This window comes from Methylosinus trichosporium OB3b (assembly GCF_002752655.1).
Classification (GTDB): domain Bacteria; phylum Pseudomonadota; class Alphaproteobacteria; order Rhizobiales; family Beijerinckiaceae; genus Methylosinus; species Methylosinus trichosporium.
Window position 1 is genome coordinate 3993246 of sequence record NZ_CP023737.1, and the last position, 13964, is coordinate 4007209.

Sequence of the window (13964 nt, forward strand, 5' to 3'; positions counted from 1 at the left end):
GAATTGCCACAACTGGGCGCGAAATCATCCCCAAGGCGAGTATCGCGGCTGTAGAGCGTTGACGTAGCCGTTGGCCGGGCGTACTCCGCGTCGGATCGATGAAACGCCGAGTGGCTGATTGATTCGCTTGTCGCGCCGCTCCGATAATGGAGGGAATTATGAAAACGCTGTCTGCTCTCAGCATGATCACGCTGGGTTTCGCCGTCTCGTCGGCCTCTGCCGCCGACCTTCCGTCCGCGAAAGCTCCGGTCGCTTTTGTCGAGCCGGCTCCCGCGTTCACCTGGACCGGCGTCTATGCGGGTTTGAATATCGGCTATGGTTGGAGCGAGAAGCAGTCGATCGCCGGCACGGTGAGCGCCGCAGGAACTCCGATCGCCTTTTGGTCCTTTCCGTCGAGCGCGGTCGACGGCGTCCTCGGCGGAGGCCAGATCGGCTATAATCGCCAGTTTGCGGGAACCAGTTTCGTCGTCGGCCTCGAAGCAGATTTCCGCGGCGCTGGCGTGAACGGCTATTCGAACGGCTTCGGCCCGACAAATCAATTCGGCTACACGCCGTTCGTCAACGCGCGGCAGCAGCTCGATTGGTTCGGCACCGTTCGCGGCCGCTTGGGCTACGCGGTCGCGCCCACTCTGCTCGTCTATGGCACGGGCGGCTTCGCATATGGCGGCTATCGCGCCACTTATTCCGGCGGCGCGGTGGGCGTCCCGGTGACCGTCTCTGTTTCCAACAGCGATGTGCGCACCGGCTGGACGGCCGGCGGCGGCGTCGAATGGGCGTTCCTGCCGCGCTGGTCCGCCAAGGTCGAGTATCTTTATACCGAGCTCGAGCGCGGTCACGACGCCTCCTACGCGCTTCTGGGCCTCGTCGCCAATCAAGTCGGCGTCCAGAATCGCTTCCACACGATCAGCGCTGGCGTAAACTATCACTTCGATCTGTTTGGAGCGCCGCCAGCCCCGGTCGTCGCGAGATACTGATCACCGCTTGCAGCTACAGCGAAAAAGCCCGGAGCTTTGCGCCGGGCTTTTTTCTTGCGCGTTGCTTCCCGCGCTTCGCACGTCAATCGGAGCGCACCACCTCGAACTTGCGCTGCAACACTGTCAGCACGCGCGCGAGGTCATGGCCGCGGCGCATCACGAGGCCGCTCGCGGCGACGACGCTGTAGGCGCCTTGCCGCCGGCCGAGCTCCGGGTCTTTCTCGACGCGATAGAGCGGCGCCTCGCTGGCGCGGCGGAAGATCGAGAACACCGCCTTGGCGGGAGAGAAATCAATGGCGTAATCCCGCCATTCTCCGGCCGCGACCTTGGCGCCATATAGATCGAAGAGGACGCGCAGCTCACGCCGATCGAAGGAGACGACCTGCGGCGCCTCCCGCCGCGAGGGGGCGCTTCTGTCCGAATTATTCGCGCGACCCGCCACCACGGCGAACGGGCCGCGCCGCCCGCTCGGATCCGTCGTCTCCATCTCGTTCATGCCGGTCCCTCTTCAGAACCCCATGATTGCGCGGGCGCGCGGCGAGAGCAAGCGCATTTGTGACGGGTCTGCGACGCCCCGGCTCGGCCGGAGCGACGAATTCACATTTTCGCCCCTATCGAGCCCCTTGCGCGCCAAAGGGAGCGACCAATATTCCGATCATTGCCTCGACAGGCTCGGAACGCGGTCTTCCGGAATTCGTCAGCCCCCCAGCCCCCCGGAAGGGCGTCGGTTCGAGTAGTATGAGTTCGTGGCGATGGACGGGCCGGCCGAGCGACGCTCGCGCCGGCCCGTCTTGTTTTCGGCGCTTCCGCCGCCTTGCAACTCGTGGATCGATCGCCGATATGAGCGTCGCGCTCCGCTCGCGCCGGCCGGCCGGCCGGGCGGGAGCGCGCATTGCCGATCGACGAAGGCATTGCCGATCGACGAAGACTTGGCGCGCCCATGCGCCGCGCGGCGGCGACGACGGGCGAAGCGCGAAAATTGGAGACGATCCCCGTGAGCGATCACGACGAAACCACCACGATCGATGCGACGAAGAGCGATCACGGTTTTCAGGCCGATGTCGCGCGCCTGCTCGAGCTCATGACTCACTCGGTCTATTCCGAGCGCGATATTTTTCTCCGCGAGCTCGTGTCCAATGCCGCCGACGCCATCGAGAAGCTGCGCCATGACGCGCTGTCCGACGAAGCGCTCGCCGCGAAGGCCGCGGCGCCGCTCGTCACCATCTCCATCGACAAGGACGCGCGCACGCTCACCGTCGCCGACAATGGCGTCGGCATGTCGCGCGAGGATCTCGTCGCCGCGCTCGGCACCATCGCCAGCTCCGGCACGCGCGCCTTTCTCGACGATCTCGAGAAGAAAGGCGGCGAGAAGAGCGCTTCGCTGATCGGCCGTTTCGGCATCGGCTTCTATTCGGCCTTCATGGTCGCCGAGAAGGTCGAGGTGGCGACGCGCCGGGCCGGCGCGAGCGACGCGTTTCTCTGGACCTCGGACGGCAAGGGTTCGTTTCAGATTTCATCGCTGCCGCTCGCCGACGCGCCCGATCCGGGAACGCGCGTGACCCTGCATTTGAACGCGGAATCGGACGAGTTCCTCGCGCCTTCGCGCATAGAGGAGATTTTGCGCGAGCATTCGGGCGCGATTCCCATTCCGATCGATCTCGTCGAGGCGCCGGGCGCGGAGCCGCGCCGTCTCACCGACGGCTCGGCGCTGTGGACGCGATCCAAATCCGAGATCACCGAAAAGGAATATGAGGATTTCTATCAGCAGCTCTCGGGACAGTTCGACGCGCCGGCGTTGACCGTGCATTGGCGCGCCGAGGGGCGCATCGAATATACGGTGCTCGCCTTCGCGCCCGGCTCGCGGCCTTACGATCTCTTCGATCCCGCGCGCAAGAGCCGGACCAAGCTCTATGTGCGCCGCGTGCTGATCTCGCGCGAGATCGATCTGCTGCCGCCGTGGCTGCGCTTCATGCGTCTCGTCGTCGACAGCGCCGATCTGCCGCTCAACGTGTCGCGCGAGATGGTGCAGAATAATCCGCTGCTCGACGCCATGCGCAAGGCCATCTCCACGCGCATCGTCAAGGAGCTCACCGACCTCGCGACGAAAGACGCGGAGAAATTCGCGTCCTTGTGGAAGAATTTCGGGGCGGTGATCAAGGAGGGCCTTCACGAGGATCCGCAGCGGCGCGACGAGATTTTCGCCATCGCGCGCTTCTCCAGCCTGCTGCATCCCGATGGCGATCTGTCGTTGAAGGATTATGTCGCGAGCCTCAAGCCCAATCAGACGGCGATCTATTACATCACCGGCGACGACAAGAAGCGCCTCGCCGCCAGCCCGCAGCTCGAGGCGTTTCGCGCCAAGGGCGTCGATGTGCTGCTGCTCGACGAGGCGGTCGACAGCTTCTGGGTGACGAGCGCGCTCGGCTTCGACGGCAAGCCGTTCAAATCGGCGACGCAGGGCAAGGCCGACATCGACTCCATTCCGACTCCCGAAGGCGCCGCCGAGCCGCCGCCGGCGGAAGCGACTTCCGAGGTCGCTCTGCTCACCGCGATGATGAAGGAGACGCTCGGCGAGCATGTCGACGACGTGCGCGTGTCGACGCGTCTGCGCGAGAGCGCGGCCTGTCTCGTCGCGCCCGATCACGGCTTCGATCTGCAGCTCGCGCGCATGCTCGCGGAGAGCGGCAAGGGTCTGCTCGGCAAGCCGGTGCTGGAGATCAATCCGGGTCACGAGGTCGTCGTCGCGCTGGCGAAGAAGTCCAAGGCCGATCGCGCCAGCGCCGAGGACGGCTTCTGGCTGCTGCTCGACACGGCGCGCATCGCCGACGGCGAAGCGCCGCTCGACGCCGGCGCCTTCGCGAAGCGCGTGACGGCGCTGCTGGCCAAGACGGTGTGCAAGACCGAGTGATGGACGCAGCTTCACCCGCTCTCGGGGAGACGCGCGCGGCGGCGCTCGACCGCGTCGCCTCGCTCCTCGAGAAGAATGGCGTGGAGGAGCCGCGTCGCGACGCGCGCGCGCTGCTGCTCGCGGCGGGAGAGATGACGGCCGCCGATCTTCTGCTCGAGCCGCATGCGCGTCTCTCGCCGTGCGTGCAACGCCGGCTCGATGATTTCGCACGCCGGCGCGCCGCGCGCGAGCCGGTGACGCGCATCCTGGGCGCGCGCGGATTTTGGACGCAGGACCTCGTCGTCGCGCCCGATGTGCTCGATCCGCGCGCCGACACCGAGACGCTCGTCGCGCTGGCGCTCGATCTGTTGCGCGAGCGTCGAAACGATGCGCTCACAATTCTCGATCTCGGCGTCGGCTCGGGCGCGATCACCTGCGCGCTCTTGTCCGAGCTGCCGCAGGCGCGCGCAGTCGGCGTCGATCTTTCGGGAGAGGCTTGCGCGGCCGCTTCCGTCAATATCGCGCGTTGCGGCATCGCCGCGCGCGCGACCATCCTGCGTGGGCGATGGGCGCAGGCGCTCGAGACGCGTTTCGATCTCGTCGTGTCGAATCCGCCCTATGTCGCGAGCGGCGAGATCGCGACGCTCGCGCCCGAGGTGAGGCTTCACGATCCCTCGCTCGCGCTCGACGGCGGCGCGGACGGACTCGCATGTTATCGTGAGATCATCGCCGATCTGCCGCGCATATTGGCGCCGCACGCGCTCGCGGTGCTGGAGGCGGGAGCGGGGCAGGCGGCGTCGATCGCCGCGTTGCTCGAAGCGGCCGGCCTCGAGATCGCCGAAATTCGCGAGGATTTTGCTGGTTGCGAGCGCGCCGTCGCCGCGCGCCGCCGAGACCGAAGCCGGTGGGAGGATCGCGAATTCCGCGCGCGGTGACGAAAAGCGCGAGCGGGGGACGTGACAAATTCGCTACACTCCCTATTTAAATGCGCGAGGGCGCGATCTCTCGCTTGGCGGGAGGAGGGGGCTAGATTATAGTCCTTCTCGATTGAACGCCGATTTCACGGGACGAGACGCAATGCGAATCGCTCGTCACTCGCCGGAGCGCAGATCAACTCGGAAGCGCCCTTAACGGAACAAGCGGCTCGATCGTCGAGAATCCCGGCTCTGGTCTGAACAGGGCGGTCGAGGCTCCGAATCGAGCTGATCTGAAGTGCAGCGCGTTCAGGCGGCGGAGTGGAGCCGGACGGGCTTCTCGACAGACGCAGAACGCCGCGCGAGCGTCGCGGCGTCGAGGGAGCCGCAGTCCGCGTCAATGGACGCGGCGCAAGCTCGCAAGAGTTCGTCTCGAACGGGCGGGAAGCGTTTTCGTCTCGAAACGGACTCAAACGCCGGCGTTGCAGCCGGCGCTCGCCAGGGGATTGCGACGAGGCGCGGGCGCGCATTGCGCTGCGTCTTCGCGTGATCGCTCTCCGGGGGCGCGCTCGCGCGGCGAGACGCGAGCGAATGAAGCCGCCGATGGCCTCCTCGCGCGACCACGTCCAAGCGTGCGTCCGGTCGCGTGATTTTGCGGTCGCGTAATCAGCGGTCGCGTATTTGCGCTCTACCGACATGACGGGATGAAACGGCGACGCCCATGCAGAACAGCGACGGACCTTCTCGAGGATATTCGATGAGACCTGGACAGAACAAGCGTATCCGCGGCCGCAGCAATCGCAAGGGGCCCAACCCCCTGACGCGGTCCTACGAGTCGAATGGCCCCGATGTGAAGATTCGCGGAACGGCGCAGCATATCGCCGAGAAATATCTGCAGCTCGCGCGTGATGCGCAGTCGTCCAGCGATACGATCATGGCCGAGAGCCTGCTGCAGCACGCCGAGCATTATTTCCGCCTCATCGCCGCGGCTCAGGCGGCGCAGCAGCCGAATGGCTTCGGACGCTCCTTCGAGTCGGAAGCCGATGTGGATGACGACGACGATCTCGGCGGAGCGCAGGACCGGTTCGCGCCGCTCTCGGAGCGGCTGCCGCAGCCGGTCGCCTATCAGCCGCAGCCTTATGCGCCGGCCCCCTATCAGCAGCAGCAGCCGCCCGCGCAGCAGCCGCATTTCAATCCGCCGCCGCAATTCGGTCAGCAGCCTCAGCCTTTCGAGGAGCGCCCGATCGGCGGCGGCGAGGCTCCGCCCCGCTACGAACGCCAGCCACGCCAGGACCGCAACTTCCGCGACCGCAGCGGCCGCAACGATCGCGATCGCGGCGGCGAGCGCAACGCCGATGCGGGCGGCGAGCGCTTCGATCGTAATCGCGACAATCGGGACAATCGGGACAATCGCCGCTTTCAGCCGCGGCCGCAGCCGGCGCCGGTCGCCGACGAGCAGCCTGCGGGTCTGCCCTCCTTCATCACGGCGCCGACGCCGATCCGCGCCGCGGGCGCCGACGAGCCCGCCGATACTTTTGCGCGCGCCGAGCGCACCGCCGTGCGCGAGCATGAGGAGGCCGCCGCCGGCTTTCATCTGAACTCGCGTCGCCGCCGTCGTCCGCGCGCGGGCGCCGAGGAGGCGAATGGCAATGTCGCGGTGTCGACCGGCGACGAGCCGGCGACGCAAACCGGCGAGCTGCCGCTCGGCGATTGATATTCGACGGCGACGCCGACCCTCTCCCCGCTTGCGGAGAGAGGGTCGGCGTCCTTGTCTACAAGCGCGCTGGCGGCCGTCTGATAGCTTCCGCCGTGCCGAAGCCGCCGGCGATCGCCTCGAGAATATCGGCGTCGGTCACGATCCCCTGGAAGCGCTCGAATTCGTCGAGGGCCAGCGCGCCACATCGAGCGCATCGGCCGAATCGGGGACGATCGGCGCGGGGCGCAGGTCGTGTTCCTGCTCGACGCCTCGGGACGCGCGCTGAGGCGCGCTCGGCCATGGCGCGCGCCATTCACCAGGATCAGGGCGACGACGATCGCCAGTTCGGTCATCGGCATGCGCGAAGCATTTCCGTGACGCCTCTCGAGGCGAGCCTCGAGGCTCGCTTTCCGCAATCTGCTCGAACGATGCGCAAAAACCTCGCGCTCCAGTTCGTCGCACCCTCTTTCCGGCGCCGACGCGCCTTCCCATATCGGCCTCCAGCGGTCGCCGAGAGGGGCCGGTTTCACGCCATATGTGACGGGGAGGCGCGCCGATTCGCGGCGTCTCGCCGGTCGGAGGGGTCATATGAATTTCGACAAATATACGACGCGCGCCCAGGGCTTCGTGCAGGCGGCGCTGTCGCTGGCGACGCGCGAGGGCAATCCGCAGCTGCAGCCCGAGCATGTGCTCAAAGTGCTGCTCGACGACGAGCAGGGCCTTTCCGCAGGGCTGATCGACCGCGCGGGCGGACGCTCGCGCGAGGCGCTGGCGAAGACGGAAGCCGCGCTCGCCAAGCTGCCGAAAGTCTCGGGCGGCGGCGCCGGACAGCCGCAGCTCGCACAAGCGACGGCGCGGCTCTTCGACAATGCCGAGAAGATCGCACAGAAGGCCGGCGATTCCTATGTCACGGTCGAGCGCCTGTTGCTCGCCATCGCGCTCGAGAAGGGAACCGAGGCGGCGCGCATTCTGAGCGAGTCCGGCGTGACGCCGCAGACGCTGAGCGCCACGATCGAGGATCTGCGCAAGGGCCGCACCGCCGATTCCTCCTCGGCCGAGAGCGCCTATGACGCGCTGAAGAAATATGCGCGCGATCTCACCGAGGCGGCGCGCGAGGGCAAGCTCGATCCCGTCATCGGCCGCGACGAGGAGATTCGCCGCACCATTCAGGTGCTGTCGCGGCGCACCAAGAACAATCCGGTGTTGATCGGCGAGCCCGGCGTCGGCAAGACGGCGATCGTCGAAGGTCTGGCGTTGCGCATCGTCAATGGCGACGTGCCGGAATCGCTCGAGGACAAGAAGTTGCTGGCGCTCGACATGGGCGCGCTGATCGCCGGCGCGAAATATCGCGGCGAGTTCGAAGAGCGCTTGAAGGCGGTGCTGAGCGAGATCACCGCTGCGCAGGGCGGAATCATTCTGTTCATCGACGAGATGCACACGCTGGTCGGCGCCGGCAAGGCCGATGGCGCGATGGACGCGTCCAATCTGCTGAAGCCGGCATTGGCGCGCGGCGAATTGCATTGCGTCGGCGCGACCACGCTCGACGAATATCGCAAGCATGTGGAGAAGGACGCAGCGCTGGCGCGACGTTTCCAGCCGGTGTTCGTCAACGAGCCGACGGTCGAGGACACGATCTCCATTCTGCGCGGGCTGAAAGAGAAATATGAGATGCACCATGGCGTGCGCGTCACCGACGGCGCCATCGTCGCGGCGGCGACGCTCTCCAATCGCTACATCTCCGATCGCTTCCTGCCCGATAAGGCCATCGACCTCGTCGACGAGGCGGGCTCGCGCCTGCGCATGCAGATCGATTCCAAGCCCGAGGAGCTGGACGAGCTCGATCGCCGCATCATTCAGCTGCGCATCGAGCAGGAGGCGCTGCGCAAGGAGACGGACGCCGCGTCGAAGGACCGGCTCGCGAAATTGGAGACCGAGCTCGCCGAGTTGAGCGAAAAATCGGCCGCGCTGACGCAGCGCTGGAAATCCGAAAAGGACAAGCTCGGCCAGGCGCAAAAATATAAGGAGCAGTTGGAGACGGCGCGCAACGAGCTGGCGCAGGCTCAGCGCCGCGGCGAGTTCCAGCGCGCCGGCGAGCTCACCTATGGCGTCATTCCCGATCTCGAGCGCAAGCTCGCCTCGAGCGAGAAGGAAGGCGCGCAGAAAATGCTCGAGGAGGAGGTGACGCCCGAGCATGTCGCGCAGGTCGTCTCGCGCTGGACCGGCATTCCAGTCGACAAGATGCTCGAGGGCGAGCGCGAGAAGCTGCTGTTGATGGAGGACGAGCTGGCGCGCCGCGTCGTCGGGCAGAAGGAGGCGGTCGCCGCCGTCTCGACGGCGGTGCGCCGCGCCCGCGCCGGATTGCAGGATCCCAATCGTCCGATCGGCTCCTTCATTTTTCTCGGGCCGACGGGCGTCGGCAAGACCGAGCTGACCAAGGCGCTCGCGAGCTTCCTCTTCGACGACGAGACGGCGATGGTTCGTCTCGATATGTCGGAATATATGGAGAAGCATTCGGTCGCGCGGCTGATCGGCGCGCCTCCCGGCTATGTCGGTTATGAGGAAGGCGGCGCGCTCACTGAGGCGGTGCGGCGCCGGCCCTATCAGGTCGTGCTGTTCGACGAGATCGAGAAAGCGCATCCGGATGTGTTCAACGTGCTCTTGCAGGTGCTGGACGACGGCCGCCTGACCGACGGCCAGGGCCGCACGGTGGACTTCAAGAACACGCTGATCATCATGACGTCGAACCTTGGTTCCGAGTTCCTGGTGATGCAGCAGGAGGGCGAGGATTCGACCGCCGTGCATGATGAAGTGATGCAGGTGGTGCGCGCGCATTTCCGGCCCGAGTTCCTGAACCGCGTCGACGAGATCGTTCTGTTCCATCGCCTGCGGCGCGAGGATATGGGCGCGATCGTCGACATTCAGCTCGAGCGGCTGCAAAAGCTGCTCGACGATCGCAAGATCGTCCTGCAGCTCGACGAGAAGGCGCGGGCCGTGCTCGCCGCCAAGGGCTATGATCCGGCCTATGGCGCGCGGCCACTGAAGCGCGTGATCCAGAAGGAGTTGCAGGACCCGCTCGCGGAGGCGCTGCTCGCCGGCGACATCGTCGACGGCTCCACCGTGCGTGTGTCGACCGACAGCCAAGGGCTGACGCTGAATGGCCGGCCCATCGGAAGGCGCGGCTTGCGCGCCGAAAAGGCGGCGTGAGTTAATTCTACTTCGTCACGAGAAACCGCAACGTTGGGGGCGGCGTCATCAACTCAGTTGAGGGGTCATTTTGAGGTCCCTCAGCTTTGCGTTGGCGATGACGATGATTTTTCGCATAATTGCGGAAAGGGCGACAATGGGTTTTTTGCCGTTTGCGAGAAGCCTCTTGTAGACGTCGCGCAAGGCAGGATTATGCCTTGCGGCTGACATAGCGGCCATGAACAGCACGCGCTTGACCTCCGGCCTGCCGCCGGTCATGCGGCGGTAGGCGTCTTTTTCACCGCTCTGTCGCGGATGGGGAGCGAGGCCGGCGAGAGAGGCGGCGCGTCGCCGATCACAAGAGCCGAGCTCGGGCATGAGGGCGAGCAAGGCGGCGGCGGTCTTTGCTCCGAGACCGGCCACGCGGCGCAAGGCTTTTTCGGAGCGGCGCAGCTCGTCATGCGCCTCGATCAGAGCGGCGATGTCGGCGTCGATCGCCGCGATCTGAGCATCGAGACAGTCGAGAAGCGCTTTCAAATAGCTCTGCACCGGCTCGGCTCCAGGGGCCTGCGCGCGGTTTGAGAAAGCGGTGCGCTGGACGACGAGATCGCGTCGCGTGAGCGCCAACGCCTGCAACTTTCCGCGGGTTTTGTCGGGCGCCTGCCAGCGGGCGAGCTGGAGATGACGCTCCTGGCCGTAGCGGGCGAGAGCGCGGGCGTCGAGGGCGTCGGTTTTCCCGTGGACGCCCAAGGATCGGATAAAGGCCTTCACTTTTCTGGCGTCGGCGCGGTGGGCCGGGACGCCGGCCGCGAGGAGGGCGGCGAGGAGAGCGGCCTCATAACCACCGGTGGCCTCGCAGACGACCAGGCAGTCGGGATCGAGGGTCGCCGTCCATTCGGCGAGGGCGACGGGATCATTGGCGATGGATTTGCGGCTCTGATCGCGGCTGACGAAAATCTCGATGCGGGCCTTGCCGACGTCGCAACCGATGATACGAGGGGCGGTGGTGGAGATGGACATTCGGGGCTATCCTGAAGGAGCTTATGATTGTCTTCGGGCGTTCGCCTTTCGACGCAGAGGCCCATGCAACTCATCAAGCGTTTCAAAGGAAAGCGGACCGCCGACCATGATGACGACGGACGTCGCGCCCAATTGCGAGACGGTCTGACGGTCCGCGCCTCGGGCCGGGTGGCCACCCGGCCCGAGGCATCCCGCTCACGCGGGACGGCCCTTCATTAACATCTCGCCATCAGACAATTGCGAGGAGCGAAGCGACGAAGCAATCCAGGGGCCGCCCCGCGGCTCTGGATTGCTTCGCTCCGCTCGCAATGACGGCCCCGGCTTCCGTCGACTCACATCGGGGATCGCCACCGCTTTCCGTCGGCGACACATCCAGCGGGGGTTCTGTTTCCATTTCCATTGAAAGCCGAGCCGTGTAGAAGTGACCATTCGGCGCGCGCCGTGAAGTGCATTCGATTTTCAGGAACGGCATATGCGGCACGGCAAGCGGATTTTGCTGGCGACCTTCGGCACGCTCGGCGACATCTATCCGTTCATCGCCATCGCTCATGCGCTGCGTCGGCGCGGGCTCGATGTCGTCATCGCGGCGCCTGAGATGCATAGGGGATCGATCGAGCGCGAAGGGATCGCCTATGCGCGCTTGCGGCCGCACGAGAACGACATTGTCCAGGCGCTCGGCGTCGATCTCGCCGGCGCTTTCCGGATCATGTTGAAGAATCCCTATTTCATCTTGGACGAAATCTATCTTCGCTTCCTCGCCGCAACCTATGAGGATGCTCTGGTCGCGGCGGAGGGAGCGGACGCCATCGTGACGCATAATCTGCTCGTCGGCGCGAATTTGGCCGCGGAGCGTCTCGGTCTTCCGACTGCGAGAGTCGCCCTCGCGCCATTATATGTGCAGTCCGCTGCTGCGCCGTCACTGACTCCGCCGGCGCCCTACATTCTTCGACCGAGGTCGCGGTGGGCGATCACGTTCAATGAAATGGTCCGCTTCGTCATACGGACGGGCGTGAACATGCGGATGAAGCGTTTCCACGCCTTTCGCACAAAGCTCGGCCTGCCGCGTTCGCGCGAGGATTTCTTCCTCGACTTCGGCCGGAAGAACAGCGCGTCGAAAATCTTCGGTCTCTATTCTCCCCGTTTTGCGCCGCGCCCGACGGATGGGCCGGCCAATATGGAGATACCGGGCTTTCCCTTCTATGAACCGCGAGACGAGCGCCGGCGCGGACTCGACGAAGCTTTGCGAAGGTTTCTGTCCTCGGGGAGTGCGCCCATCGTCTTCACCTTGGGGTCGTTCGCTCCGCAGGTCTCGGGCAATTTCTATGACGTCAGCATCGACGCTGCCCGCGCCCTTCGACGACGCGCAGTCTTGCTCGCCGGTCCCAAAGACGCCGAGCGGCTTTCGGCCGCCGTCGGTGCGGACGAATTCGTCTGCTGCGAGGCGCCGCATGACGAACTCTTTCCTTTCGCCGCATGCGTCGTGCATCACGGCGGAATTGGAACGACCGCCCAGGCCTTGCGATCCGGAAAGCCGCAATTGATCGTTCCATTCTTCGGCGACCAGCCGGACCATGGCGAACGTATCGCGCGTCTGCGTCTCGGCCAGGCTCTGAAGCTCTCCAGCTACGATCTGCAAAGCGCCACGCGCGCCCTCGCCGAGCTTTGCGATGACGGCTATATATGCGCGGCGCGGGACTTTGCTCTGTCCATGCGCGCGGAACAGGGGGTCGAAGCGGTCGCAAATTGGGCGGAAGACGCTCTCGGACTTGATCACGCTGAATGTGAAAGCGCAGCTGCGCCATATTGCGGTCGCGTCTGACGAGGACCGTTCATGAGCGCCGCCGGCGCATTCGATACGCTGAAATTCGTCGAGAAGCTCGAGGCTACGGGAGTTTTGCACGCGCAGGCGGAAGCCTTCGCCGAGGCGACCAGCCAGGAACTGGCGACCAAGGCCGGTCTCGCGCTGCTGCGGGGGCCTCGCCGAAGCGGAGCTCGAGGCGACCAAAGCCGAGATCGTCAAATGGCAGTTCGGGACGATCGGCTTTCAGACGCTCGTCATTCTCAGCGCCGTTCTGGCGCTCACGAAATTCACCAATCCTCGACGCGCGCCGTCACGGCGTCTTCCAATAGCCGAAGGGTTGCTTCGACAGCTCGGAATTGAAATAGCGCGGATCGTCCGAGACCTCGCGGCCGAGCCAGGCCGGGCGCTCGAAGCTCTCGCTCTCCGACGACAATTCGATCTCGGCGAGGATCAGCCCGTCATTCTCGCCCTGGAACACGTCGACGGTCCACAGCCGGCCGCCGACGGTCTCCTCATAGCGGGTCTTCTCGATCAGCGGGCGCTCGCACAGACGATCGAGCATCAGCTCCGCGTCCTCGACCGGGATCGGATATTCGAGCTCGATGCGGCTGAGGCCGGCGCTGCGTCCCTTGATGGTCAAAAAGGCGGCGCGGCCGGCGAGGGCGCGCACTCTCACGACGCGGTCCTCGGCGCGTGACAAATAGCCCTGGCGATAGAAGGTTCCGTCATGGCGCGGCCGCCAGAGATCGCGGTCGACGAGGAATTTGCGTTCGATTTCCAGAGCCATTCTCTCTTCCTTTCGCGCGCGTTCAGGCGGCCAGCGCCGCGGCGCGCTCGACCCCTTTGGGAAAATTGACATTGAGCCGCGCATCGGCGCCGAGCGCGCGCAGAGCTTCGCGCAGTCGCGCCGCGTCGGCGCTCTCGACGGCGACGCTGCAGAGTGGAACGGCGCCGATCTGCACCCGCACGGCTTCGGCGGCGCAGCCGCGGAAGGCGTAGCGCCGGCGTGACTTGCGGACGGCGATGGGCCGCAGCGCGCGGCACCGCGCGACGATCTCCGAGAAAAAATCGCCGCGCTCATAGGTTTGCGCGCGCAGCGGCGGAGAGGGGAGAGCGAGAGCGGCGGCGGCGCGCGCGAGCTGATCCGCCGAGAACGGAAATTCGGCGCGAAAGGCGGGACGCCACAATTCCAGCCCATCGCCGTCGACGCGCAGCAATCGCTTCACCTCGAGCGCGCCGTCGCGAATCTTCGCGCTGTGCGGCGTCGCCGAATTGACGAGATAAATCTCGTCGCTGCGATGCGGCGCGTCGAGCGGGTAGCCGAGCTGCGCTTCAAGGAGCGCGAGATCGGCGCCGAAGATGCGCCACTCCCAGCGCGGTTCGTCGCTCGCGGCATCGCTCACGCGGGCCTCCCATCCTCGGGCGCAGAGGAGCGGTCGCTAAAATGCGCGCCCGATCCGACCGAGCACGCAACAGCGAGACAGTTCCG

At 65.7% G+C, this 13964-nt stretch carries 10 protein-coding genes; 6 read left to right on the top strand and 4 right to left on the bottom strand.

The window, feature by feature from the left end:
- Nucleotides 1–158: 158 nt before the first annotated feature.
- Nucleotides 159–974, top strand: a complete 816-nt coding sequence (locus tag CQW49_RS18910; protein ID WP_003613322.1) for an outer membrane protein — start codon at nt 159–161, stop codon at nt 972–974.
- Nucleotides 975–1056: 82 nt separating this feature from the next.
- Here the strand turns inward: CQW49_RS18910 and CQW49_RS18915 are convergent, their stop codons facing one another.
- On the bottom strand, nt 1057–1470 hold the full coding sequence (locus CQW49_RS18915; RefSeq protein WP_003613320.1) for a DUF2794 domain-containing protein: 414 nt from the start codon (nt 1468–1470) through the stop codon (nt 1057–1059).
- Nucleotides 1471–1914: 444 nt separating this feature from the next.
- On the opposite strand from CQW49_RS18915, the gene htpG reads away from it, so the two are divergent.
- The 4 genes from htpG to clpB all read left to right on the top strand — a co-directional run bounded on the left by htpG (nt 1915) and on the right by clpB (nt 9675).
- Nucleotides 1915–3882, top strand: a complete 1968-nt coding sequence (gene htpG, locus CQW49_RS18920; protein WP_003613319.1) for a molecular chaperone HtpG — start codon at nt 1915–1917, stop codon at nt 3880–3882.
- Nucleotides 3882–4796 (top strand): peptide chain release factor N(5)-glutamine methyltransferase, encoded by a 915-nt coding sequence (gene prmC / locus CQW49_RS18925; protein WP_003613317.1) that lies wholly within the window; start codon nt 3882–3884, stop codon nt 4794–4796. The genes htpG and prmC overlap by 1 nt, the downstream gene beginning before the upstream one ends.
- A gap of 736 nt (nt 4797–5532) precedes the next feature.
- Nucleotides 5533–6489 (top strand): DUF4167 domain-containing protein, encoded by a 957-nt coding sequence (locus CQW49_RS18935; protein WP_003613315.1) that lies wholly within the window; start codon nt 5533–5535, stop codon nt 6487–6489.
- 570 nt (nt 6490–7059) lie between these two features.
- Nucleotides 7060–9675, top strand: coding sequence for an ATP-dependent chaperone ClpB (clpB, locus tag CQW49_RS18940; RefSeq protein ID WP_003613314.1), 2616 nt, complete (start codon nt 7060–7062; stop codon nt 9673–9675).
- Nucleotides 9676–9723: 48 nt separating this feature from the next.
- On the opposite strand, the gene CQW49_RS18945 is transcribed toward clpB, so the two are convergent.
- On the bottom strand, nt 9724–10674 hold the full coding sequence (locus tag CQW49_RS18945; RefSeq protein WP_003616302.1) for an IS110 family RNA-guided transposase: 951 nt from the start codon (nt 10672–10674) through the stop codon (nt 9724–9726).
- A gap of 472 nt (nt 10675–11146) precedes the next feature.
- Between CQW49_RS18945 and CQW49_RS18950 the strand changes: the two genes are divergently transcribed.
- The gene (locus tag CQW49_RS18950) at nt 11147–12493 is read left to right on the top strand and encodes a glycosyltransferase (RefSeq protein WP_003612995.1); all 1347 of its coding nucleotides are present in this window, start codon (nt 11147–11149) and stop codon (nt 12491–12493) included.
- Nucleotides 12494–12785: 292 nt separating this feature from the next.
- Here the strand turns inward: CQW49_RS18950 and CQW49_RS18965 are convergent, their stop codons facing one another.
- Nucleotides 12786–13262 (bottom strand): CYTH domain-containing protein, encoded by a 477-nt coding sequence (locus CQW49_RS18965; RefSeq protein WP_003612994.1) that lies wholly within the window; start codon nt 13260–13262, stop codon nt 12786–12788.
- Between the two features lie 22 nt (nt 13263–13284).
- Nucleotides 13285–13878 (bottom strand): hypothetical protein, encoded by a 594-nt coding sequence (locus CQW49_RS18970; protein WP_003612993.1) that lies wholly within the window; start codon nt 13876–13878, stop codon nt 13285–13287.
- Nucleotides 13879–13964 lie beyond the last annotated feature (86 nt).